The organism is Bacteroides propionicigenes (assembly GCF_018390535.1).
Lineage (GTDB): Bacteria > Bacteroidota > Bacteroidia > Bacteroidales > Bacteroidaceae > Bacteroides > Bacteroides propionicigenes.
This window is the reverse complement of record NZ_JAHBBW010000001.1, coordinates 160,210-183,710: the sequence shown is the minus strand read 5'-3', so window position 1 is coordinate 183,710 and position 23,501 is coordinate 160,210. Positions and strand designations below refer to the sequence as shown.

The 23,501-nt window shown below is 51.0% G+C and carries 23 protein-coding genes; 19 read left to right on the top strand and 4 right to left on the bottom strand.

From position 1 onward, the window contains the following. Window positions 1–429 precede the first annotated feature (429 nt). The 5 genes from tet(Q) to KG118_RS00770 all read left to right on the top strand — a co-directional run bounded on the left by tet(Q) (window position 430) and on the right by KG118_RS00770 (window position 7,807). Window positions 430–2,355: a tetracycline resistance ribosomal protection protein Tet(Q) gene (gene tet(Q) / locus KG118_RS00790; protein WP_004371707.1), complete on the top strand. Its 1,926-nt coding sequence runs from the start codon at window positions 430–432 to the stop codon at window positions 2,353–2,355. After that, a complete protein-coding gene (locus tag KG118_RS00785) occupies window positions 2,355–4,673 on the top strand; it encodes a hybrid sensor histidine kinase/response regulator (RefSeq protein WP_004371708.1) in 2,319 nt (772 codons plus the stop codon). Before tet(Q) ends, KG118_RS00785 begins: the two co-directional genes overlap by 1 nt. Continuing rightward, a complete protein-coding gene (locus KG118_RS00780; protein ID WP_004371709.1) occupies window positions 4,666–5,988 on the top strand; it encodes a sigma-54-dependent transcriptional regulator in 1,323 nt (440 codons plus the stop codon). Before KG118_RS00785 ends, KG118_RS00780 begins: the two co-directional genes overlap by 8 nt. Window positions 5,989–6,267: 279 nt before the next feature. Further along, on the top strand, window positions 6,268–6,681 hold the full coding sequence (locus tag KG118_RS00775; RefSeq protein ID WP_004371710.1) for a dihydrofolate reductase family protein: 414 nt from the start codon (window positions 6,268–6,270) through the stop codon (window positions 6,679–6,681). A 247-nt stretch (window positions 6,682–6,928) separates the two neighbouring features. Beyond that, complete coding sequence (locus tag KG118_RS00770) at window positions 6,929–7,807, top strand: Abi family protein (protein WP_213388332.1); 879 nt, start codon at window positions 6,929–6,931, stop codon at window positions 7,805–7,807. A gap of 148 nt (window positions 7,808–7,955) precedes the next feature. Here KG118_RS00770 and mobC read toward each other — a convergent pair whose 3' ends face one another. The 4 genes from mobC to KG118_RS17385 form a co-directional block, all read right to left on the bottom strand. Further along, the gene (gene mobC / locus KG118_RS00765; protein ID WP_004371714.1) at window positions 7,956–9,959 is read right to left on the bottom strand and encodes a conjugal transfer protein MobC; all 2,004 of its coding nucleotides are present in this window, start codon (window positions 9,957–9,959) and stop codon (window positions 7,956–7,958) included. Window positions 9,960–9,989: 30 nt separating this feature from the next. Continuing rightward, complete coding sequence (gene mobB, locus KG118_RS00760) at window positions 9,990–11,237, bottom strand: conjugal transfer protein MobB (RefSeq protein WP_008125997.1); 1,248 nt, start codon at window positions 11,235–11,237, stop codon at window positions 9,990–9,992. Then, the gene (gene mobA, locus KG118_RS00755) at window positions 11,216–11,719 is read right to left on the bottom strand and encodes a conjugal transfer protein MobA (RefSeq protein WP_004371716.1); all 504 of its coding nucleotides are present in this window, start codon (window positions 11,717–11,719) and stop codon (window positions 11,216–11,218) included. Before mobA ends, mobB begins: the two co-directional genes overlap by 22 nt. 405 nt (window positions 11,720–12,124) lie before the next feature. After that, window positions 12,125–12,265 carry a hypothetical protein gene (locus KG118_RS17385; RefSeq protein WP_240051527.1) on the bottom strand — a complete coding sequence of 47 codons (141 nt, stop codon included), beginning with the start codon at window positions 12,263–12,265 and terminating at the stop codon, window positions 12,125–12,127. Between KG118_RS17385 and KG118_RS00750 the strand changes: the two genes are divergently transcribed. The 14 genes from KG118_RS00750 to traN all read left to right on the top strand — a co-directional run bounded on the left by KG118_RS00750 (window position 12,264) and on the right by traN (window position 23,499). Beyond that, on the top strand, window positions 12,264–13,190 hold the full coding sequence (locus KG118_RS00750; RefSeq protein ID WP_249671443.1) for a ParA family protein: 927 nt from the start codon (window positions 12,264–12,266) through the stop codon (window positions 13,188–13,190). The two genes, KG118_RS17385 and KG118_RS00750, sit on opposite strands and share 2 nt — an antisense overlap. Window positions 13,191–13,192: 2 nt before the next feature. Beyond that, entirely contained in the window at window positions 13,193–13,633 is a 441-nt protein-coding gene (locus KG118_RS00745) for a DUF3408 domain-containing protein (protein ID WP_004371718.1), read from the top strand. A gap of 2 nt (window positions 13,634–13,635) precedes the next feature. Next, window positions 13,636–13,989, top strand: a complete 354-nt coding sequence (locus tag KG118_RS00740; protein ID WP_004371719.1) for a DUF3408 domain-containing protein — start codon at window positions 13,636–13,638, stop codon at window positions 13,987–13,989. A gap of 16 nt (window positions 13,990–14,005) precedes the next feature. Further along, on the top strand, window positions 14,006–14,734 hold the full coding sequence (locus tag KG118_RS00735) for a hypothetical protein (protein WP_004371720.1): 729 nt from the start codon (window positions 14,006–14,008) through the stop codon (window positions 14,732–14,734). Window positions 14,735–14,934: 200 nt separating this feature from the next. Next, the gene (locus tag KG118_RS00730; protein ID WP_004371721.1) at window positions 14,935–15,252 is read left to right on the top strand and encodes a DUF4134 domain-containing protein; all 318 of its coding nucleotides are present in this window, start codon (window positions 14,935–14,937) and stop codon (window positions 15,250–15,252) included. 11 nt (window positions 15,253–15,263) lie between these two features. After that, complete coding sequence (locus tag KG118_RS00725) at window positions 15,264–15,596, top strand: DUF4133 domain-containing protein (protein ID WP_004371722.1); 333 nt, start codon at window positions 15,264–15,266, stop codon at window positions 15,594–15,596. Then, on the top strand, window positions 15,593–18,097 hold the full coding sequence (locus KG118_RS00720; RefSeq protein ID WP_004371723.1) for a TraG family conjugative transposon ATPase: 2,505 nt from the start codon (window positions 15,593–15,595) through the stop codon (window positions 18,095–18,097). Before KG118_RS00725 ends, KG118_RS00720 begins: the two co-directional genes overlap by 4 nt. Window positions 18,098–18,135: 38 nt before the next feature. Then, on the top strand, window positions 18,136–18,516 hold the full coding sequence (locus KG118_RS00715; RefSeq protein ID WP_004371724.1) for a DUF3876 domain-containing protein: 381 nt from the start codon (window positions 18,136–18,138) through the stop codon (window positions 18,514–18,516). 23 nt (window positions 18,517–18,539) lie between these two features. Next, window positions 18,540–19,169: a DUF4141 domain-containing protein gene (locus KG118_RS00710; protein WP_025072698.1), complete on the top strand. Its 630-nt coding sequence runs from the start codon at window positions 18,540–18,542 to the stop codon at window positions 19,167–19,169. Window positions 19,170–19,172: 3 nt separating this feature from the next. After that, complete coding sequence (traJ, locus tag KG118_RS00705; RefSeq protein ID WP_004371726.1) at window positions 19,173–20,177, top strand: conjugative transposon protein TraJ; 1,005 nt, start codon at window positions 19,173–19,175, stop codon at window positions 20,175–20,177. Between the two features lie 33 nt (window positions 20,178–20,210). Continuing rightward, window positions 20,211–20,834 (top strand): conjugative transposon protein TraK, encoded by a 624-nt coding sequence (traK, locus tag KG118_RS00700; protein WP_004371727.1) that lies wholly within the window; start codon window positions 20,211–20,213, stop codon window positions 20,832–20,834. A 27-nt stretch (window positions 20,835–20,861) separates the two neighbouring features. Continuing rightward, entirely contained in the window at window positions 20,862–21,149 is a 288-nt protein-coding gene (locus tag KG118_RS00695) for a TraL conjugative transposon family protein (protein ID WP_174362025.1), read from the top strand. Then, complete coding sequence (gene traM / locus KG118_RS00690; RefSeq protein WP_004371729.1) at window positions 21,130–22,476, top strand: conjugative transposon protein TraM; 1,347 nt, start codon at window positions 21,130–21,132, stop codon at window positions 22,474–22,476. The genes KG118_RS00695 and traM overlap by 20 nt, the downstream gene beginning before the upstream one ends. 36 nt (window positions 22,477–22,512) lie before the next feature. Beyond that, window positions 22,513–23,499, top strand: a complete 987-nt coding sequence (traN, locus tag KG118_RS00685; RefSeq protein WP_004371730.1) for a conjugative transposon protein TraN — start codon at window positions 22,513–22,515, stop codon at window positions 23,497–23,499. The last annotated feature ends 2 nt before the right edge of the window (window positions 23,500–23,501 follow it).

The following is a 23,501-nucleotide window of genomic DNA, read 5'->3' as shown; positions in this document are numbered from 1 at the left end:
TTTGACCCTCAAAGAGGCTGAATTTGATAAGCAACTTGCTACATACTCATAATAAGGAGCTAAATAGAACACGAATGGGAAATACTCAAATGCCAAACTAAAGAAGATATTGGCCAAAATAAACGTTATACCGAGAGAGAAACTTGATTTTTCAACTTCCTAAAACGGTGTTGTTCAAACATTTCTACTTATTTGTACTTGCCAGTTGAACCTACGCTTCCCTAATAAAATGTCTATGGTAAAAAGTTAAAAAATCCTCCCACTTTTGTTAGATATATTTTTTTGTGTAATTTTGTAATCGTTATGCGGCAGTAATAATATACATATTAATACGAGTTAGTAATCCTGTAGTTCTCACATGCTACGAGGAGGTATTAAAAGGTGCATTTCGACAATGCATCTATTGTAGTATATTATTGCTTAATCCAAATGAATATTATAAATTTAGGAATTCTTGCTCACATTGATGCAGGAAAAACTTCCGTAACCGAGAATCTGCTGTTTGCCAGTGGAGCAACGGAAAAGTGCGGCCGTGTGGATAATGGTGACACCATAACAGACTCTATGGATATAGAGAAACGTAGAGGAATTACTGTTCGGGCTTCTACGACATCTATTATCAGGAATGGTGTGAAATGCAATATCATTGACACTCCGGGACACATGGATTTTATTGCGGAAGTGGAGCGGACATTCAAAATGCTTGATGGAGCAGTCCTCATCTTATCCGCAAAGGAAGGCATACAAGCGCAAACAAAGTTGCTGTTCAATACTTTACAAAAACTGCAAATCCCGACAATTATATTTATCAATAAAATTGACCGTGACGGTGTGAATTTAGAGCGTTTGTATCTGGATATAAAAACAAATCTGTCTCAAGATGTCCTGTTTATGCAAACTATTGTCGATGGATTGGTTTATCCGATTTGCTCCCAAACATATATAAAGGAAGAATACAAAGAATTTGTATGCAACCATGACGACAATATATTAGAACGATATTTGGCGGATAGCGAAATTTCACCGGCTGATTATTGGAATACGATAATCGATCTTGTGGCAAAAGCCAAAGTCTATCCGGTACTACATGGATCAGCAATGTTCAATATCGGTATCAATGAGTTGTTGGACGCCATCTCTTCTTTTATACTTCCTCCAGAATCAGTCTCAAACAGACTTTCAGCTTATCTCTATAAGATAGAGCATGACCCCAAAGGACATAAAAGAAGTTTTCTAAAAATAATTGACGGAAGTCTGAGACTTCGAGACATTGTAAGAATCAACGATTCGGAAAAATTCATCAAGATTAAAAATCTAAAGACTATTTATCAGGGCAGAGAGATAAATGTTGATGAAGTGGGGGCCAATGATATCGCGATTGTAGAAGATATGGAAGATTTTCGAATCGGAGATTATTTAGGTGCTAAACCTTGTTTGATTCAAGGGTTATCTCGTCAGCATCCCGCTCTCAAATCCTCCGTCCGGCCAGACAGGCCCGAAGAGAGAAGCAAGGTGATATCCGCTCTGAATACATTGTGGATTGAAGACCCGTCTTTGTCCTTTTCCATAAACTCATATAGTGATGAATTGGAAATCTCGTTATATGGTTTGACACAAAAGGAAATCATACAGACATTGCTGGAAGAACGATTTTCCGTCAAGGTCCATTTTGATGAGATCAAGACTATCTACAAAGAACGACCTATAAAAAAGGTGAATAAGATTATTCAGATCGAAGTGCCGCCCAACCCTTATTGGGCCACAATAGGGCTGACTATTGAACCCTTACCGTTAGGGACAGGGTTGCAAATCGAAAGTGACATCTCCTATGGTTATCTGAACCATTCTTTTCAAAATGCCGTTTTTGAAGGGATTCGTATGTCTTGCCAATCTGGTTTACATGGATGGGAAGTGACTGATCTGAAAGTAACTTTTACTCAAGCCGAGTATTATAGCCCGGTAAGTACACCTGCTGATTTCAGACAGCTGACCCCTTATGTCTTCAGGCTGGCCTTGCAACAGTCAGGTGTGGACATCCTCGAACCGATGCTCTATTTTGAGTTGCAGATACCCCAATCGGCAAGTTCCAAAGCTATTACAGATTTGCAAAAAATGATGTCTGAGATTGAAGACATCAGTTGCAATAATGAGTGGTGTCATATTAAAGGGAAAGTTCCATTAAATACAAGTAAAGACTACGCCTCAGAAGTAAGTTCATACACTAAGGGCTTAGGCGTTTTTATGGTTAAGCCATGCGGGTATCAAATAACAAAAGGCGATTATTCTGATAATATCCGTATGAACGAAAAAGATAAACTTTTATTCATGTTTCAAAAATCAATGTCATCAAAATAATGGAGCGGTCAGGAAATTTCTATAAGGCAATACGGTTGGGATATATACTTATCTCCATTCTTATCGGATGTATGGCATATAATAGCCTCTATGAATGGCAGGAGATAGAAGCATTAGAACTTGGCAATAAAAAAATAGACGAGCTCCGAAAAGAAATAAACAATATCAATATTCAAATGATAAAATTTTCTCTATTGGGTGAAACAATACTGGAATGGAACGATAAAGATATCGAGCATTACCATGCACGGCGTATGGCAATGGACAGTATGCTCTGCCGTTTCAAGGCCACCTATCCAGCAGAGCGCATCGATAGTGTGCGCAGTCTTTTAGAGGATAAGGAACGACAGATGTTCCAGATAGTCCGGTTAATGGATGAACAACAATCTATTAACAAGAAGATAGCCAATCAAATTCCGGTTATTGTGCAGAAAAGTGTGCAGGAACAGTCCAAAAAGCCAAAACGAAAAGGTTTCTTGAGCATCTTCGGCAAAAAAGAGGGAACGAAGCCAACGACAACAACGACTACGCTCCGTTCATCCAATAGAAACATGGTCAACGAACAGAAAGCGCAGAGCCGTCGATTGTCAGAACAAGCCGATAGTCTTGCTGCCCGTAATGCAGAACTTAACAGACAACTGCAAGGATTGATTTGCCAAATCGAAAAGAAGGTACAATCTGATTTACAAAATAGAGAAAGCGAGATAACAGCCATGCGTAAAAAATCATTTATGCAGATAGGCGGCTTGATGGGATTTGTTCTTTTGCTGTTGGTCATTTCCGATATCATCATACACCGTGATGCAAAGAACATTAAACGATACAAACGCAAGACAACGGATTTGATCGAGCAATTGGAACAGTCCGTGCAACAAAATGAGGTACTCATAACCTCCCGAAAGAAAGCGGTACATACTATTACCCATGAGTTGCGTACACCACTGACGGCAATAACCGGCTATACCGAACTTTTGCGGAAAGAATGCAATAGCGGTAATAATGGGCAATATATCCAAAATATACTGCAATCCTCCGACCGTATGCGGGATATGCTCAACACTTTGCTTGACTTCTTCCGCCTGGACAACGGCAAGGAACAGCCCCGTCTGTCACCCTGCCGGATTTCTGCAATCACGCACACACTTGAAACGGAGTTCATGCCTGTTGCCGTGAACAAAGGGTTGTCCTTGTCCGTGAAGACTGGACACGATGCCATTGTATTGACCGACAAAGAGCGAATAATACAAATCGGGAATAACCTGCTGTCAAACGCTGTCAAGTTCACAGAAGAAGGCGGTGTTTCTTTGATTACTGAATATGACAATGGAGTTCTGACACTGGTCGTTGAAGATACAGGTACAGGCATGACAGAAGAGGAACAGAAACAAGCGTTCGGTGCGTTTGAACGTCTATCAAATGCCGCCGCAAAGGAGGGTTTCGGGCTTGGGCTTGCCATAATGCGTAATATTGTGTCGATGCTTGGCGGAACAATCCGTTTGGACAGCAAGAAAGGGAAAGGCAGTCGTTTCACAGTTGAAATTTCTATGCAGGAAGCTGAAGAACAGCTTGGATATACAAGCAATACACCTGTTTATCATAACAATAAATTCCATGATGTTGTCGCCATTGACAATGATGAGGTATTACTTCTGATGCTGAAAGAGATGTATTCCCAAGAAGGAATACACTGCGACACTTGCACCGATGCTGCGGCACTGATGGAAATGATACGCCAGAAAGAATACAGCCTGTTGCTGACAGACTTGAATATGTCCGGTATAAACGGTTTCGAATTGCTGGAACTATTGCGTTCGTCCAACGTGGGCAATTCACCAACAATCCCGGTGGTTGTGGCAACCGCTTCGGGCAGTTGTAACAAAGGGGAACTATTGGCAAAAGGCTTTGCCGGATGCCTGTTCAAGCCGTTCTCCATATCGGAGTTGATGGAGGTTTCCGACAGGTGTGCCATAAAAGAAACACCGGACGGGAAACCGGATTTTTCAGCCTTGTTGTCCTACGGCAATGAAGCCGTTATGCTGGAAAAGTTGATGACGGAAACCGAAAAGGAGATGCAGACAATACGGGAAGCGGCAACAGAAAAAGACCTGCGAAAGTTAGATTCCCTGACACACCACCTGCGTAGCTCATGGGAGATACTCCGTGCTGACCAACCGTTGAGGGAACTTTACAGATTGCTTCATAGCGATGTAATCCCAGATGAAGAAGTGTTAAGCCATGCCGTGATCGCCGTGTTGAACAAGGGAGCGGAAATAATCCGGTTGGCAGAAGAGGAAAGGAGAAAATACGAAAATGGATAAGACAAAAATAATTGTGGTGGAAGACAACATCGTGTACTGCGAGTTTGTCTGCAACATGCTGTCACGGGAGGGCTACCGTACCGTGAAGGCTTACCACCTGTCAACAGCGAAGAAACATCTGCAACAGGCGACGGATAATGACATCGTGGTTGCCGACCTGCGCCTGCCTGACGGTAACGGCATAGACCTCTTGCGCTGGATGCGAAAGGAGGGAAAGATGCAACCTTTCATTATCATGACAGACTATGCCGAAGTGCATACCGCAGTGGAAAGCATGAAGCTCGGTTCGATAGACTATATCCCCAAACAACTTGTGGAGGATAAACTTGTCCCTCTTCTCCGTTCCATACAGAAAGAACGGCAGGCGGGACAATCCCGTATGCCCGTGTTCGCCCGTGAAGGTTCCGCCTTTCAGAAAATCATGCACCGCATAAGGCTGGTAGCAGCAACCGACATGAGCGTGATGATATTCGGAGAGAACGGCACGGGCAAGGAACATATCGCCCACCACCTGCACGACAAGAGCAAACGTACGGGCAAACCCTTCGTGGCGGTTGACTGCGGTTCACTCTCAAAAGAACTTGCGCCGTCGGCATTCTTCGGACACGTCAAGGGAGCGTTTACAGGTGCGGACAGCACCAAGAAAGGGTATTTCCATGAAGCGGAAGGCGGCACGTTGTTTCTGGACGAGGTGGGAAACCTCGCGTTGGAAACCCAACAGATGTTGCTCCGTGCCATACAAGAGAGGCGGTATCGCCCGGTTGGTGACAAATCGGACAGGAGTTTCAATGTCCGCATCATCGCCGCCACCAACGAGGATTTGGAAGTAGCGGTGAATGAAAAGCGTTTCCGACAGGATTTACTCTACCGCTTGCATGACTTCGTGATAACCGTGCCGCCTTTGCGTGACTGTAAGGAGGACATCATGCCGCTTGCGGAGTTCTTCCGCGAGATAGCCAACAAGGAACTGGAGTGTAATGTGAGCGGTTTCAGTTCCGAAGCCCGAAAAGCGTTACTGACCCACACATGGCCGGGCAACGTGCGGGAACTTCGGCAGAAAGTTATGGGTGCTGTATTGCAGGCGCAGGAAGGTGTTGTCATGAAAGAGCATCTGGAACTTGCCGTGACGAAACCGACCTCTACTGTCAGCTTCGCCTTGCGCAATGACGCGGAGGATAAGGAGCGGATATTGCGTGCGTTGAAACAGGCAAACGGCAACCGGAGTGTCGCCGCCGAACTGCTCGGAATAGGCAGGACAACACTATACAGCAAACTTGAAGAGTATGGACTTAAATATAAATTCAAGCAATCATAGCCTGTAATTCACTGAATTTGGCTATCTTTGCATAACATTTGAGAAAAACGGCGATTGGCAGGAGCTTTTCGCCGCCAACATATAGGATAAGACCGCAAGGCGTTTCAAGCGAAAATCTGGTAAATTGGAACTACGGAGACGATTGCGTGATGCTTATGCTATGCTTACGCATAGCGTGCATTCACGTACTCTCCGTAAAGGCTTTACCAGAGCCATCGCTTGAAGGTAGTGTGAATTGCACGCTACTTTTTTACCCTTGCCTAACGAAAAGAAACGATTATGGGTAAAGTTCAGATTCTCGCTGTACTGACGATGGACGGATGTCTTTCTTCAGAGTTATATGATAAAACACATCAGGATTTGTGCCTTGACCGTTGCGGTCTTGATGAAATCAGGAAGAAAGCCCTTTACCGTGTGACACCGGACTATTCCATTTCAATGCTGCACGAATGGAGAAAAGACGGCACAAACATCCGTTACCTCGCGGAAGCCACACCGGATACGGCAGATTATATAAACGGACTACTGCGTATGCACGCTGTGGATGAAATCATACTATACAACGTTCCTTTCATTTTAGGAAGTGGGCGGCATTTTTTCAAATCGGCTCTGCCAAAGCAACACTGGACGCTTTCCTCTGTGAAAAGCTATCCTAACGGTGTATGCCGAAGTATCTACACCCTTGACAAATAAGCAAGACAGCCAAAATGTACGGCAGTCATACAATTTTGTTTTCGGAAATAGAAGAAATGTTCTGATTATGAACAATTTAATCCCGTATAAATTCATTCCTTTGGAAAAATATTGAATTTTATACCACTGAATTCCAGCACCTTGAAAAAGCCGGTGCCGGATTTTTTGCTTTCTGACACATGTTTTGCCAATTATATTTATGTGCGCACGCAGAAAACAAAGTGTAATTTTCAAAATTGACAGAACCATGAATTATTTCTTGCTGGCGGAAACCGACTTCTTCCGCCTGATAAACGAAGCCGGTGACTGCAATATGGAAACGGCATATACGGCTTTCGCCACCCAAGTGATTGAACTGTGTAACGGCGGCATGGATGCGAACCTTACCATTATCGCGCTTGCTTACATCGAAATCGAGTTGCAGCACCATCCCGTGCGCAATCTATCAGAAGAAAGAAAAGAGATTGCCGCCTACATCAGCAAGGCCCTGTCTTTCATCAGGAAGATGCAAAAATTCCTTGCCACGCCCCAGAGATTGTTTGCTGATGTCGCTTTTCACACACAGCACCTCAAAGAACTGATAGAAGAATTCTTACGGAGCAATGAGATTTTTGTGAAAGACTACAGGCGCAAGCACCTTGTGACTGATGCAAGCGGTGAAAAGACGCTTGACGAACACCCGGATGCGTGGATTATATTTGAAGTGGCCACATTCGGCACACTTTCCAAGATATACAAGAACCTTAACCACCAACTGCCCGAAAAATCAGCAATAGCCAATGATATGGGGCTGAATCTACACAATGAACTTTCGGGATGGCTTGAAGCCATTTCATATATGCGCAACATAATCGCGCACCATTCCAGAATATGGAGTCGGAACATGGTCAAACGGCCTTGTGAAATTCATAATCCGCGAATGACATGGCTTTCCCGTCCATTGACCGAGGTACAGCAGAAAAAACCGTTCTATGTGATTACGGCAATGTTATATCTCTGCAATGCCATAGACGAGGGGCATACGTTCAAAGAGAAACTGCTGGCATTGTTTGAGGAGTATGCGGATGTGCCCATCTACAAGATAGGCTTCTTCAACCGCTGGAAAGAAGAGCCGATTTGGAAATGAAAAAAGTGCCTGTTTACAGGTGCGGAAAAACAAAAAGAGAAGCAATACAATAAACCTCCTGGGCGCATCGTAAGACAGCATACTTGGGAGGCGTTCTTCATTTTAAGAGGTGACGGAGATATTTTCCGCCACCTCTGTTTTTTTATTTCTACTGCAACAGGTGCTTCAGGTTGTCATCGCCTGCGATGCGTTCCAGTTCATCCTGCACAATCTGCTTCACCTCTTCCTTGATGCGCCGGTAGTTCGCCTGCACCGTATCCTTCATGCGGTCGTTTCCGTCCTCGTCCGTGAAATCGGTAATGACAGGTATTTTCTTGTAGGCACTTTCCTCCCGCTTCACCTTCTCGGCATCCACCACAATCTCGCAGTGGAAAATCTTCTGCTCGATGCGCTCGTTGAAGTTGTCGGACACCGAACCGACAAACATACCCTGCGTAAGCCCGGAAATCTTGCTCGGCGGGATAAGCGCGTCCATCTGCGTGTTGATGGAGGTGGAAACATCCTGCCGGTTGATGGAGATAGACTGCCGTTTCTGCAACACCTTCCCGAACCGCTCCGATAGTGTCTTTGCCGTTTCTCCTACCACCTGCCCGGAGAAAATGTTACCGACCGTATTCATCACGACTTTTGCTTCCTTATCGCCGTAGTCGCGCACTAACTGGCTGAAATCCTGAAAGCCCAGACACACGGCAACCTTGTTGCTTCGGGCGGTAGCTATAAGATTGTCCAACCCTTTGAAGTATATCGTGGGCAGCTCGTCGATGATGACCGACGACTTCAGCATCCCCTTCTTGTTGATGAGTTTCACGATACGGGAGTTATACAGACCGAGAGCCGCCCCGTAAATGTTCTGACGGTCGGGATTGTTGCCCACGCATAGGATTTTCGGCTCTTCGGGATTGTTGATGTCCAGCGTAAATTCGCTGTCCGACATCACCCAGTAGAGCTGCGGGGAAATCATCCTCGAAAGCGGAATTTTTGCCGACGCTATCTGCCCCATGAGCTGCTCCGCAGCCCCTCCGAGCCAAGCATCCATGAACGGGGAAAGGTAATTCTCCAGTTCGGGATAGGAAGTCAGTATCGGAAAAATATCCTCGTAACGGCGGTTCAAAAACTCGATGGCATGGGGAAACGTGCAGTATTTCCCGTTCTGATAGATTTTGAGATACCAGATAATACTGGCAAACAGAATGATAGGTGACTCCACGAAGAAGTCGCCCTGCTTTTGCACCCACGTTTTATTGAGGTTGAGCATTATCGTGTAGGCACTCTCGTAAGCGTCCGTAATATCCTCCATGAAATCCGGGTGTATGGGATTGCAACGGTGTGAGCGTCGCGGGTCGTCGAAATTGATCACATAGAATTTCGGCTTCACCTTGTAGCCCTCCGGGTGGTTCAGCAAATGGTTGTAGGCTATGGTGGACAAGTCACTGAATTTGAAGTCGTACACATACATTGAGAAGCCCTTTTCAATCTGTTGCTTGATAAAGCTGTTCACCACTGCGTAGGATTTGCCGCTGCCCGGCGTACCCAACACGATGGACGCACGGAAGGGATTCACCACATTGATCCAGCCGTTGTTCCAACGCTTTTTGTAATAGAAGCGTGTGGGCAGATTGACCGAATACTCGCTTTCGATGAGCCTTGTTTCCTGCATGAAACTCTCGTTCTCATTGTTGAAAACATCCTCCATCAGATTGTGTTTCAACAGACGGCTCATCCACAGACCGCCCATCAAAAGGCAGACATAGCCTGTACCGATGGTAATGATATACAGCCCCGTCACCGCTTCGACCGGCAACGGCAGAGCCAGTATCCACCAGTTCAGGAAAAACAGCACGGACCCGATGGCGAGTGCCGTCCATATTTTTCTCCAAGTGATTTTCTCTCCCTTGACACCCTTCGTACCCAGACAGGACAGGGCAAGCAGCAGGACGGCAAACAGCTTCGTGTACAGTATGGAATGGAACAGCCCCGCCGTGCGGTCGAAGTTCATCAGGATTTTGTCCACCACACCGATGTTCACGCCCCACAGCCGGATGGCTTCGTAGCAGAACCAGTACACGTTCATGACCACTAAAATGATACTCACGGCACGCAGAAAATCCATGATTTTCGCCAATGCCCTCAAATCGTCTTCTTGTTGTGACATACATTGATTTTTTAATTGTTGATACTCCGATTACATACCCAAGCCCTTGCGCTTTTTCTTCTTTTTGCGCTTCATCGCCCGGATGAAAGCCTCTTCCTCGGCATCTACCGCCGGACCTTCGGGAGTGAGCAAGCCCATTCCGCCCGATACGTCTTCACGGTCGTATGCGGTCTGCCCGTGCGCCTTGTCCGCAGCATCCACAGGGATGGATAGCGGTATCGGCGGCTGTCCTGCGTATGGCAGGGTAAAATGTTCCTGCAAGGCATTCGCCGAAAGCTCCTTGCCCATGCGTGAGCCGTTCAGCACGCACCCCGTGCGGTGGTCGATGAAAGTAGCCCCGTAGATGCGCCCTTCCTCCGTATGGCGCAACACGGTGTCGATGCCTTTCTCTTTGAGCAGGGACACAAACCTGTCCTTGTCATAAGTGCCTTGCAGCACGGAAAGGACGGTGCGTTTCGTCATGTCGGCGAGTTTCCTGTCCTTAATCTCAAGCTTGGAACGGGCAAACTTATTCTGCACGGCTTCATAGCCTGCGGACTTCCCGAAAAGCGAGGACTTGAACGGGTTGCCGACCTTGTTGCCCTTGTCGTCCGTGACGGAATAGACCAGCCCGTGATATTCCCGTCCGCGCACGTTACCCCTCGCTTCCTCCACCGTCATATTATATAAGGAAAGGAGCGCACGGTATTCGCCCATCGTCTGGAAACGGTACTGCCCGTTCAGAGCCTTCAGGGTATTGCCTACCTGCTTCTTCACATCGCCTGCCGATACGTCCACTTTACATAGCGGCGTGTCAAGACGGCGGTTCCTGCGCTCCGCATCGTGCAGCCCGTATTTCCTTTCAAGCTCACGAGTAATCTGCTTGCTGCGGTAGTAGTTGTTCTTGTCGCTGATACATTTCCCGTTCTCATCCACCCGCACCGTCACAATGTGCAGATGGTGACGGTCGATGTCCTCGTGCTTGAATACAAGATAAGGCTGGTTGCCAAAACCGAGCTTTTCCAGATACTCGCGGGCGATGTCCTGCAATTCCGCATCGGTCAGCACATCCTCCGGGTGCGGGTTGAGCGAGATATGCACCACCGGTTTCTCCACTTTCATCTGCGGTGGCAGGAAGGTGTGGAAGCCCTCCATCGCCTTGCCGATGTCCACCTTCCCCGAACCGTCATTATAGATGCGGTTGGTGGTGAGAAGCCGCCCCTGTGCCTCGTTAATCTTCTCCCCGTTGTAGGCAATCGCGCCGTACAACGAGCTGCCTACACTGATTTTTGCGACCATTTCGCCTCCATTTGAGTTTCACTCTTCTTCAAACGCGACTCGGCAGAGTCCAAACAAGTTTGGCTCTGCTCTCGCTGCTCTTTCAGCTCCCTTGACAGTTCCACAATCTGACGGCTCAGTTTCACGAGTTCGACGGTGTGTTGCTCCAATTTATAGAGCAACGCCATCGCCTTTTTCTCTGAAAAATGCAGCCTCAGTTCCTTCACGACTTGGTTGTAATTCGTACCTACGGCGCGGAACTGCGCATGAAAATCCGACAGCTTGGTGTAATAGTCCACCAACGTCTTGTCCACCTTCAGCACCTTGAACGGCTGTCCGAAGAAGTGCGCTTTGAGGAAAACCGACCGCGCATAGACACCCGATTTTCCGAACATGGCGAGGAAACGGTTGTGTTCCTCCTCGTTGAAACGGACGGTGTACCGGTACACCGCCGGATCAAGTTTGGGATTTCTCCCTGCTTTGCTTTTCCTTTTCTCTTTCATATTACTTTGGATTTAGCGGATTGACGGCATAAGCCGCCGCTTCGGGTCACGGCACCGCAGTTCTGAAAGGCTTCCCGACTTCGGAGGGAAAGCCCGCCCCCTGCAAGGGCAAGGCGTTTTCCGGGATGCTCAAAATATTTTGAGCGGCTGAAAACATACCTTGCTATGTTCAGGTGAACATAAAAATCCGTCAGGGGACGGATTGGGAAAATACCTTTCAGGACTCCGGGCCGCGCGCCATCGGCGAACCCTGCCGTCCGGGTGCAAAGTTACGCTCTTAAAGCGGTAACGAACAGATACTTGACCCGGCCAATGGCTGCCAACCGGCGCAACATGCCGCCACTTGCTTGGGAAGTGATACAAGTTCAAAAATATACTTGTTTATTTGCAGCATGATTCAAGAAACTAACGGTTTGAAGATATGAGGAAAGGAATATTCAAATACCCGGACAACCGCTTCGGCGGACACTTGCCGAAACGGATACCCGAACCGTCGGAAACCCGGTTGTCCGACAATTCGGTGACGCATGGATTCAATGACTTCATGACGCAGTGTCGTCATTCATCACTTGTCCGCCGCACCGCTTCACCGCAGAACCGGATACGCGGTGACCCGCCCGTGTGCCTGTTCACGGAAACGGATAATGCGGTAATTCAATTCGCATGTAAACAGAAAACAAAATCATCAACAATTAAACTGAATAGAACCATGAGTAAGGAAATCTTCGTTGCATTCGCAACACAGAAAGGTGGCATCGGCAAATCCACCGTCACGGCACTCGCCGCCAGCTACCTGCACAACGTGAAAGGCTACAATGTCGCCGTCGTGGACTGCGACGACCCGCAGCACAGCATCCACGGCCTGCGCGAACATGAGACGGCACTCATCGGCAGGAGCATCTACTTCAAGGCTCTCGCGTGCGACCATTTCCGCAAGATAAAGAAGAACGCCTATCCGGTCATCAAGAGCAACGCGGTGAACGCCCTCGACGATGCGGAAAGGATGATCGCCGCCGAGGTCGTGAAGCCCGACGTGGTTTTCTTCGACATGCCGGGGACACTCCGGAGCAACGGCGTGATAAAGACGCTCTCGCAGATGGACTACATCTTCACGCCCCTGAGTGCCGACCGCTTTGTCGTGGAAAGTACCCTGAAATTCGTCACGATGTTCCGCGACAGGCTGATGACAACCGGGCAAGCGAAAACAAAGGGGCTGCATCTGTTCTGGACGATGGTGGACGGCAGGGAGAGGAACGACCTGTACGGCATCTACGAGGAAGTGATAGCCGAAATGGGCTTCCCGGTGCTTTCCACCCGCCTGCCCGACAGCAAGAAGTTCCGCCGCGACCTTTCGGAAGAGCGCAAGAGCGTTTTCCGCTCCACCATCTTCCCGATGGACACGGCACTGCTGAAAGGGAGCGGCATCCGTGAGTTTTCCGAAGAGATAAGCGACATCATCAGACCGCAGTGAGCATGGGCAGCAGGAAAGTAAACACGGAAGGCATCGACGAGGAACTGCTGTTGGCATCTATCGGGCGGCGCACACAGGACGGGACACTACGCCCGGCGCAGGAAGACCCCGCAGCCGTACCGACCGGAGAGGACACCGCCGCACCGGAGCCGCCACCGGCTCAACCCGTGACACGGGAGAGAGCGCAGAGGGAAGGCGGCCGCCGGAAAAGGCAGGACGAGGACTATAACGAGCTGTTCCTGCGCCGCAACGAGATAAAGACCCGCCAGTGTGTCTATATCAGCCGCGACGTACACGGCAAGATCCTCAAAATCGTGAACGACATCGCCGGAGGGGAAATCTCTGTGGGCGGCTATGTGGATACCGTGCTGCGCCAGCATCTGGAACAGCACAAGGAGAGAATCAACGAACTGTACAAGAAACAACGTGAAGATCTGATTTGAAAATGGAAAAAGAAATGACACCGAATGAAAAAAGACCGCAGCAGGACTGCGGAGGCATGCTTGCCCAAGTGCAGGCGAGCGTGGAAATACTGTCGCCCGTCCCGGTGAGCGGCAAATGCTGCGAGAAGGACTATGAACGTCTATTCATCCGCGACCCGGAAGTAAAGGCGCGGGAGGGCAAGATGGCGTATGTGCGTCCGGAGTACCACGAGCGTATCATGCGCATCACCCGTGTAATCGGGCATGATAGGCTTACACTGTCCGCCTACATCGACCATGTGCTGACGCACCACTTCAACCAGTGCGAGGACGCTATAAAGAGCCTTTACGCCCGGAATTACAATTCAGTATTCTAACTAAAACCGGAAGTATATGAATGAAACAATCAGCATGACAGACATTCTGCTGGCGGTATCGGTCGGCTGCAACCTATGGTTCCTGTTCCTGCTCCTTTACGAGCGCATCATGGACATGCGGCTTGTCCGCTTCTTCAAGGGCATCGCCGGATTATGGCGGTCGTTGGACAGGAATGGGCCAAAGAGCGTAGCGGCACATGAGGAAGTTTCCACGGCAAAGGGGGACATCATCGGCAAGAGCCGTTTCAAAATGGCATCCACCCGGACAATCGCTGCCATACCGGCGCAAGAAGCCGCCACTTTGGAAAAAGGCATTGAGCTGTCGGAGGAAGAGGCTACTTTTGACGACGGAAACACGGAAACCGCGTCCCGCCCGGCGCAAGTCCCGGAGGAAAAGCTCGATGAGACCTTCACGAGCATGCCGCCGGAGGAACTGGGATACGGGGAGGACGAACCGGATGAAGACGCTTCGGACACGCCACGGGCTTCGGGCAGCAGCTTTGACGAGATTGACGACGCCTGCAAGACCGCCATGAACCCGGACGCGACACAGGCGGAACGTGAAAAGGCGGCGAAGGTGTTCACCGACATGGAAGGCACGGAGCTGTACGAGAAAATGATGGAAGGCTCTTCGGAGATAGGCATCCGCATCAAGGGGCTTATCGAGATCCGGCTGAAGAAACCCGAAAAGGAGTTCATCGTGCCGGACAACATCGAGGATTTCGACATCCGAAACTATGTATGACAACTGAAAAAGGAATGGACATGAAATAGTGACATCAACCCACGCGGCAAGGAAACGCAAGGCGTATCCCGTCCGCAACGGACACGCCCACGTCTGTGGAAACAAACGGGCATCCACTAAAACCAAAGTAAAGTAACAGAGTAACAACCGCCCGACAAAGGACTATCCACCCTTTCGACGGCAAAAAACAAGGACAATTCATGAACAAGAACATCTTGAAAAACAGAAAAGCAATCCTATCCGCGGCACTTTTCATCGCCGCAACCGCCTCCGCTTTCGCGCAAGGAAACGGCATCGCGGGCATCAACGAAGCCACCTCTATGGTGAGTTCGTATTTCGACCCCGGAACTAAACTGATATACGCCATCGGCGCGGTCGTCGGGCTTATCGGGGGCGTGAAAGTGTACGGAAAATTCTCATCGGGTGACCCCGACACCTCAAAAACAGCAGCAAGCTGGTTCGGCGCGTGTATCTTCCTGATTGTAGCCGCCACCATCCTGCGCTCATTCTTCCTTTAATGTAATAATGTATGGCTGAATACCCGGTAAACAAGGGTATCGGCCGTCCGGTAGAGTTCAAGGGCTTGAAGGCACAGTACCTCTTCATTTTCTGCGGAGGTCTGCTGGCTCTCTTCGTCCTGTTCGTCATCCTCTACATGGTCGGTATCGACCAGTGGATATGTATCGGCTTCGGCGCGGCATCGTCCTCCCTCCTTGTGTGGCAGACCTTCGCGCTGAACGCCCGGTACGGCGAACACGGGCTGATGAAATTGGGAGCGTCACGGAGCCATCCCCGATACCTTATCAACCGGCGGCGGATAACCCGTCTGTTCAAACGACAACGAAAGGAAGAAACGACATGAGGAATACATCAAAAATGACAACACTGGAAAACAAGTTTCCCCTGCTTGCGGTGGAGCATGGCTGCATCATCTCAAAGGACGCCGACATCACGGTGGCTTTCGAGGTGGAGCTGCCGGAGCTTTACACCGTGACGGGCGCGGAGTACGAGGCGATACACGGCTGCTGGTGCAAGGCAATCAAGGTGCTGCCGGACTACTCCGTCGTTCACAAGCAGGACTGGTTTATCAAGGAACGCTACAAGCCGGAGCTTCAGAAGGACGACATGAGTTTCCTCTCACGGAGCTTCGAGCGTCACTTCAACGAGCGTCCGTACCTGAAACACACCTGCTACCTCTACCTGACCAAGACGACGAAGGAGCGTAGCCGGATGCAGAGCAACTTCAGCACGCTGTGCCGAGGGCACATCATCCCGAAAGAGCTGGACAGGGAAACCACGACCAAGTTCATGGAAGCCTGCGAACAGTTCGAGCGTATCATGAACGACAGCGGGCTTGTCAGGTTGCGCCGCCTCTCCACCGACGAGATTGTGGGGACGGAGGGTAAGGCGGGGCTGGTAGAACGCTACTTCTCGCTCATGCCGGAAGGTGACATCACCTTGCAGGACATCGAACTTTCGGCAAGGGAGATGCGCATCGGCGACAACCGCCTGTGTCTGCACACCCTCTCCGACGCGGAAGACCTGCCGGGCAAGGTGGCTACCGACACCCGTTACGAGAAGCTCTCCACCGACCGGAGCGACTGCCGCCTCTCCTTCGCCTCCCCGGTGGGGCTGCTGCTCTCCTGCAACCATATCTACAACCAGTATGTGCTGATAAATAACAGCGAGGAAGCCTTGCAGAAGTTCGAGAAGTCCGCCCGTAACATGCAGTCGCTCTCACGCTATTCAAGGAGCAACAGCATCAACCGCGAGTGGATAGACCAATACCTGAACGAAGCCCGGTCCTACGGGCTGACCTCGGTACGGGCGCACTTCAACGTCATGGCGTGGAGCGACGACGCGGAGGAACTGAAGCACATAAGGAACGACGTGGGCAGCCAGCTGGCAAGCATGGAGTGCGTGCCGCGCCACAACACCATCGACTGCCCTACACTCTACTGGGCGGCGATACCCGGCAATGCGGCGGACTTCCCGGCGGAAGAGAGTTTCCACACTTTCATCGAACAGGCGGTGTGCCTGTTCACGGAGGAAACCAACTACCGCAGCTCGCTCTCGCCCTTCGGCATCAAGATGGTGGACAGGCTCACAGGGAAACCGCTGCACCTCGACATCAGCGACCTTCCGATGAAGCGGGGTATCACGACCAACCGCAACAAGTTCGTGCTGGGTCCTTCGGGCAGCGGCAAGTCGTTCTTCATGAACCACCTCGTGCGCCAATATTATGAGCAAGGCGCACATGTGGTATTGGTGGACACGGGAAACTCCTATCAGGGCTTGTGCGGCATGATCCGGCGCAAGACAGGCGGAGTGGACGGCGTGTATTTCACCTACACGGAAGAGAAGCCCATATCATTCAACCCGTTCTACACCGATGATTACATCTTCGATGTGGAGAAGAAGGACAGCATCAAGACCCTGCTTCTTACGCTCTGGAAATCGGAGGACGACAAGGTGACGAAGACGGAGAGCGGCGAACTGGGCAGTGCCGTGAGTGCCTACATCGAGCGTATCCAATCCGACCGTAGCATCGTGCCGTCGTTCAACACTTTCTACGAGTATATGCGCGACGACTACCGCACGGAACTGGCGCAGCGCGACATCAAGGTGGAGAAGTCCGACTTCAACATCGACAACATGCTCACCACCATGCGGCAGTATTACCGGGGCGGACGTTACGACTTCCTGCTCAACTCCACGGAGAACATCGATCTGCTCGGCAAGCGGTTCATCGTCTTCGAGATTGACAGTATAAAAGAGAACCGCGAACTGTTCCCCGTCGTGACTATCATCATCATGGAAGCCTTCATCAACAAGATGCGGCGGCTGAAAGGGGTGCGGAAACAGCTTATCGTGGAGGAGGCTTGGAAGGCCCTCTCTTCGGCAAACATGGCTGAATACCTACGTTATATGTACAAGACGGTCAGAAAATATTACGGCGAGGCAATCGTGGTGACGCAGGAGGTGGACGACATCATCAGTTCTCCGGTGGTCAAGGAGAGCATCATCAACAACTCCGACTGCAAGATACTTCTCGACCAGCGCAAGTATATGAACAAGTTCGACCAGATACAGGCGTTGCTCGGACTGACGGAAAAGGAGAAGTCGCAGATACTCTCCATCAACATGGCGAACAACCCTTCACGGCTCTACAAGGAGGTGTGGATAGGCTTGGGTGGCACACAATCGGCGGTCTATGCCACCGAGGTCAGTGCAGAAGAGTATCTGGCGTACACTACCGAAGAAACGGAAAAAGTGGAGGTTTACCGTCTGGCGGAGAAGCTGGGCGGTGACATCGAAGCCGCCATCCGGCAGCTTGCCGAAAGGCGGAGGAACAAGGAATAACTAAAACAGAATGTATCAACAAAAAAAGGAAAACGCATATGAATTTACCAAAAGTGAAAATGCTGCAAGTCAGCAAGTGTCTGATCGGATTGGCGGTCATGATGCTGCAATCCTGCGACGTGGCCGACAACCGCCGTGATATGCTGTGCGGGAACTGGGAGAGCGTGGAGGGGAAGCCCGACGTGCTTATCTACAAGGAGGGCGAAGCCTACAAGGTGACGGTGTTCCGCCGGAGCGGTCTGCGCCGCAAGCTGAAACCGGAAACCTATCTCTTGCAGGAGAAAACCGGCAACCTGTTCATGAACACCGGCTTCCGCATCGACGTGTCCTATAACGAGGCCACGGACGTGCTGACCTTCTCGCCGGGCGGCGACTATGTGCGGGTGAAACCGCAGCCGGGACACCCGACAGAAGAATAACAACCACTAAAATCCAAAGTAACATGAGAACAAGAATAACAATGATTATCTGCCTGTGCCTGCTTTTCGCAGGCAGGGCAAGCGCACAGTGGGTCGTAAGCGATCCGGGCAATCTGGCGCAGGGTATCATCAATGCCTCCAAAAACATCATCCATACCTCCAAGACTGCCACGAACATGGTGAGCAACTTTCAGGAAACGGTGAAAATCTATCAGCAGGGCAAAAAGTATTACGATGCTCTCAAATCGGTGAACAATCTCGTCAAGGACGCCCGCAAGGTGCAGCAGACCATCCTGATGGTAGGCGACATCACCGACATTTATGTAAACAGTTTCCAAAGGATGCTCCGTGATGGAAATTTCAGACCAGAAGAGCTGTCGGCAATCGCTTTCGGTTACACGAAACTGCTGGAAGAGAGCAACGAAGTATTGACGGAACTGAAGAATGTGGTGAACATCACCACGCTCTCCATGACCGACAAGGAGCGCATGGACGTGGTGGAACGCTGCCACTCGAAGATGAAGCGTTACCGCAACCTCGTAAGTTACTACACGAACAAGAACATCTCCGTGAGCTACCTGCGTGCGAAAAAGAAGAACGACCTCGACCGCATCATGGGGCTGTACGGAAACATGAACGAAAGATACTGGTAGCCTATGAATTTCGACAACCTTCACCAGATTCTACGTTCGCTTTACGAGCAGATGATGCCGTTGTGCGGAGACATGGCGGGTGTGGCGAAAGGCATCGCCGGACTGGGTGCGCTGTTCTACGTCGCCTACCGGGTATGGCAGTCGCTGGCGAGAGCCGAACCGATAGACGTATTCCCGATGCTCCGTCCTTTTGCCATCGGTCTGTGCATCATGTTCTTCCCGACTGTGGTGCTGGGCACGATAAACAGCATCCTCTCACCCGTCGTACAGGGCACGGCAAAGATGCTGGAGGCGGAAACGCTGGACATGAACACCTACCGCCAGCAGAAGGACAAATTGGAATACGAGGCGATGATGCGCAACCCCGAAACCGCCTACCTCGTGTCCAACGAGGAGTTTGACAAGCAGCTGGAGGAACTCGGCTGGTCGCCCTCCGACATGGTGACGATGGCGGGGATGTATATCGACCGGGGAATGTACAACATGAAGAAAAACATCCGCGACTTCTTCCGCGAGATACTGGAATTGCTGTTCCAAGCCGCCGCCCTCGTGATAGACACCGTCCGAACCTTCTTCCTCGTGGTGCTGGCGATACTCGGTCCGATAGCCTTCGCCATATCGGTGTGGGACGGTTTCCAAAGCACGCTCACGCAGTGGATATGCCGCTACATACAGGTATATCTGTGGCTGCCGGTGTCGGACATGTTCAGCACCATACTGGCGAAGATACAGGTGCTGATGCTGCAAAGCGACATCGAGCGGATGCAGGCAGACCCGAACTTCTCGCTGGATTCGAGCGACGGGGTGTACATCGTGTTCCTCTGCATCGGCATCATCGGCTACTTCACCATTCCCACCGTTGCCGGCTGGATTATCCAAGCCGGAGGCATGGGCGGTTACGGTCGCAACGTGAACCAGATGGCGGGACGTGCCGGAGGAATGGCGGGCAGTGTTGCCGGAGCTGCGACAGGCAATATGATGGGACGTGCCGGCAAATTGCTGAAATAACAATCATGTAGAATCATTGAAACAGAATTAAGAATGGAATTTAAGTCACTCAGAAACATCGAATCATCGTTCAGGCAGCTACGCCTGTTCGGTATCGTCTTCCTCTCGCTGTGCGCTGTGGTGACGGTGTGGAGCGTGTGGAACTCCTACCGTTTCGCAGAGAAGCAACGGGAGAAAATCTATGTGCTGGACAACGGCAAGTCGCTGATGCTGGCTCTCTCTCAGGATTTATCGCAGAACCGCCCGGCGGAAGCACGGGAGCATGTGCGCCGCTTCCACGAGCTTTTCTTCACGCTGTCACCTGAAAAAAGCGCGATTGAACACAACGTAAAACGTGCCCTGCTGCTGGCGGACAAGAGCGTGTACCACTATTATTCGGACTTCGCGGAGAAGGGGTACTACAACCGCATCATCGCCGGGAACATCAACCAAGTGCTGAAAGTGGACAGCGTGGTGTGCGACTTCAACGCCTATCCCTACCGTGCCGTGACCTACGCCACGCAGAAAATCATCCGGCAAAGCAACGTCACCGAGCGCAGCCTCGTGACCACCTGCCGCCTGCTGAACGCATCGCGGTCGGACGACAACCCAAACGGTTTCACCATCGAGGGGTTCACCATCATCGAGAACAAGGATTTACAGACAATCAAACGGTAACAGGACATGAAAAGTATCAGAAAATCAATGTGGGGCATGTATTGGAAACTCCACGACAAACGGAAACGGCTGGTGGCAAGGCTCAAAGGGTATCTGGACGGTTTGCCGCCGGAAACACGCCGCCGCATCGTGCTGGGGATGCTCGCCGCCTTCGCGATGCTTGCCCTCTACACCTTCGGCAGAGCCGTCTATGACATCGGCAGAAACGACGGCTCACGTATGGATACGGGACATGCCGGACGGGTGGAACTACCGACCCCGGTGGAAACTGACAATCACTTAACACCTTATTTATATGGAACAGACGAAGAATGAATCAACGAAAGAGAACAAAGCCGCTCCCGACGCGGGAAAGCCGAAAAAGGAGCGCGAACCGCTGACAGAGGCGCAGCGGCTGAAACGGCAGAAGATGATAGTCCTGCCTGCTATGGTGCTGGTCTTCATCGGGGCGATGTGGTTGATATTCGCCCCTTCCTCCGGCAAGGAACAACCGCCGGGAACGGACGGCTACAACACCGAGATGCCAGACGCGGACAAGGCGAACCGGCAGATTATCGGCGACAAGCTGAAAGCCTACGAGCATGGGGAGATGGAAGAGCGGCTGGAGAGCCGCAACCGTGCCATCGGGCAGCTGGGCGACATGTTCGACCGCGAGATAGCGGGAACGGAGGACGGTACGGACTTCGACCTCGCCAATCCGGGCGGCAAGGAAGAAAGGGCAAAGCCTGCCACGCCGCAAACCATCCAATCCTCCGCAGCCGCCTACCGTGACCTGAACGCCACCCTCGGCAACTTTTACGAACAGCCGAAGAATGACAATGCGGAGATGGATGTGCTATTGGAGCGCATCGCCTCGTTGGAATCGGAACTGGAAAGTGAAAAAGGCAGGACTTCATCTATAGACGAACAGGTGGCACTTATGGAGAAGTCCTATGAGCTGGCGGCAAAGTACATGGGCGGTCAGAACGGTGGGAAGCCGGAACAGGCGGCAGAGCCTGCCACCGTGCAGAAGGGAAAGAAGAACACGGCGACACCCGTAAGGCAAGTGACCCGCCAAGTCGTTTCCTCCCTTGCACAGCCCATGAGCAACGCGGAGTTTGTCGCCACTTTCTCACAGGAACGCAACCGGGGTTTCAACACGGCTGTCGGCACGGCGGAGGTATCGGACAGGAACACCATCCCGGCGTGTGTGCATGAGGCGCAGAGCGTGACGGACGGGCAGACGGTAAGGCTTCGCCTGCTGGAGCCTATGGCGGTGGCGGGCAGGACAATCCCACGGGGTGCGGTGGTGGTCGGCACGGGCAAGATACAGGGTGAACGACTCGACATCGGGATCACCTCGCTGGAATACGACGGCACGATTATCCCCGTGGAGCTTGCGGTCTATGACACGGACGGACAGCCCGGCATCTTCATCCCGAACTCGATGGAGATGAACGCCGTCCGAGAGGTCGCCGCCAACATGGGAGGTTCGTTGGGTAGCAGCATCAATATCTCCACCAATGCCGGGGCGCAGCTCGCCTCCGACTTGGGCAAGGGGCTGATACAAGGAACGAGCCAGTACATCGCGGGGAAGATGCGCACCGTCAAGGTGCATCTGAAAGCCGGGTACAGGGTCATGCTTTACCAAGAAAAAGATTGAAATCAATAAAAAAATTACCACTAAAATCCAAAAGTAATGAGAAAAGTAATCATCATGTTTGCCCTCGCTATGGGCATCGCAACTGCCAACGCGCAGGAGAATGTAACCGTTGAAACGACCAACGGAAGTGAACAGCCGACCTTGACGAAGGAGGTCTATCCGCAGAAGGAGGCGGACGGAGACCTGTATCACGGTCTGTCGCGCAAGCTGACCTTCGACCGCATGATACCGCCGCACGGTCTGGAAGTGACCTACGACAAGACCGTCCACGTCATTTTTCCGGCGGAGGTGCGCTATGTCGATTTAGGCTCGCCCGACCTGATTGCCGGGAAAGCCGACGGAGCGGAGAACGTCATCCGCGTGAAGGCTACCGTAAGGAATTTTCCCAACGAAACGAATATGTCCGTCATCACGGAGGACGGCAGTTTCTACACCTTCAACGTGAAGTACGCCGCCGAACCGCTGTTGCTCAATGTGGAGATGTGCGACTTCATCCATGACGGCAGCACGGTGAACCGCCCGAATAACGCACAGGAAATCTATCTGAAAGAGCTGGGCAGCGAAAGCCCGATGCTGGTGCGACTTATCATGAAGTCCATCCACAAACAGAACAAGCGCGAGGTGAAGCATATCGGCTGCAAGCGTTTCGGCATCCAGTATCTTCTCAAAGGCATCTACACGCACAACGGATTGCTCTATTTCCACACGGAGATAAAGAACCAGAGCAACGTGCCTTTCGATGTGGACTACATCACTTGGAAAATCGTGGACAAGAAGGTGGCGAAGCGTACCGCCGTGCAGGAGCAGATCATCCTGCCGCTCCGCGCGCAGAACTACGCCACCCTCGTGCCGGGCAAAAAGAGCGAGCGCACGGTCTTCACGATGGCGAAGTTCACCATCCCCGATGACAAGTGCCTCGTGGTGGAGCTGAACGAGAAGAACGGCGGCCGTCACCAGTCCTTCGTGATTGAGAACGAGGATTTGGTACGTGCGGGTACCATCAACGAACTTCAAGTGCGCTGACC

Bases quoted from the DNA above. Each gene is read 5' to 3' on its own strand.
- mobB (WP_008125997.1), bottom strand. From the start codon at position 11,237: ATGGTCGCAAAAATCAGTGTAGGCAGCTCGTTGTACGGCGCGATTGCC.
- traJ (WP_004371726.1), top strand. From the start codon at position 19,173: ATGAATTTCGACAACCTTCACCAGATTCTACGTTCGCTTTACGAGCAG.
- KG118_RS00715 (WP_004371724.1), top strand. From the start codon at position 18,136: ATGAATTTACCAAAAGTGAAAATGCTGCAAGTCAGCAAGTGTCTGATC.
- traM (WP_004371729.1), top strand. From the start codon at position 21,130: ATGGAACAGACGAAGAATGAATCAACGAAAGAGAACAAAGCCGCTCCC.
- KG118_RS00780 (WP_004371709.1), top strand. From the start codon at position 4,666: ATGGATAAGACAAAAATAATTGTGGTGGAAGACAACATCGTGTACTGC.
- KG118_RS00710 (WP_025072698.1), top strand. From the start codon at position 18,540: ATGAGAACAAGAATAACAATGATTATCTGCCTGTGCCTGCTTTTCGCA.
- mobA (WP_004371716.1), bottom strand. From the start codon at position 11,719: ATGAAAGAGAAAAGGAAAAGCAAAGCAGGGAGAAATCCCAAACTTGAT.
- KG118_RS00740 (WP_004371719.1), top strand. From the start codon at position 13,636: ATGGAAAAAGAAATGACACCGAATGAAAAAAGACCGCAGCAGGACTGC.
- KG118_RS00730 (WP_004371721.1), top strand. From the start codon at position 14,935: ATGAACAAGAACATCTTGAAAAACAGAAAAGCAATCCTATCCGCGGCA.
- KG118_RS00735 (WP_004371720.1), top strand. From the start codon at position 14,006: ATGAATGAAACAATCAGCATGACAGACATTCTGCTGGCGGTATCGGTC.
- KG118_RS00770 (WP_213388332.1), top strand. From the start codon at position 6,929: ATGAATTATTTCTTGCTGGCGGAAACCGACTTCTTCCGCCTGATAAAC.
- KG118_RS00745 (WP_004371718.1), top strand. From the start codon at position 13,193: ATGGGCAGCAGGAAAGTAAACACGGAAGGCATCGACGAGGAACTGCTG.
- mobC (WP_004371714.1), bottom strand. From the start codon at position 9,959: ATGTCACAACAAGAAGACGATTTGAGGGCATTGGCGAAAATCATGGAT.
- KG118_RS00775 (WP_004371710.1), top strand. From the start codon at position 6,268: ATGGGTAAAGTTCAGATTCTCGCTGTACTGACGATGGACGGATGTCTT.
- KG118_RS00720 (WP_004371723.1), top strand. From the start codon at position 15,593: ATGAGGAATACATCAAAAATGACAACACTGGAAAACAAGTTTCCCCTG.
- KG118_RS00750 (WP_249671443.1), top strand. From the start codon at position 12,264: ATGACGCAGTGTCGTCATTCATCACTTGTCCGCCGCACCGCTTCACCG.
- KG118_RS00695 (WP_174362025.1), top strand. From the start codon at position 20,862: ATGTGGGGCATGTATTGGAAACTCCACGACAAACGGAAACGGCTGGTG.
- KG118_RS17385 (WP_240051527.1), bottom strand. From the start codon at position 12,265: ATGAAGTCATTGAATCCATGCGTCACCGAATTGTCGGACAACCGGGTT.
- KG118_RS00785 (WP_004371708.1), top strand. From the start codon at position 2,355: ATGGAGCGGTCAGGAAATTTCTATAAGGCAATACGGTTGGGATATATA.
- traK (WP_004371727.1), top strand. From the start codon at position 20,211: ATGGAATTTAAGTCACTCAGAAACATCGAATCATCGTTCAGGCAGCTA.
- traN (WP_004371730.1), top strand. From the start codon at position 22,513: ATGAGAAAAGTAATCATCATGTTTGCCCTCGCTATGGGCATCGCAACT.
- KG118_RS00725 (WP_004371722.1), top strand. From the start codon at position 15,264: ATGGCTGAATACCCGGTAAACAAGGGTATCGGCCGTCCGGTAGAGTTC.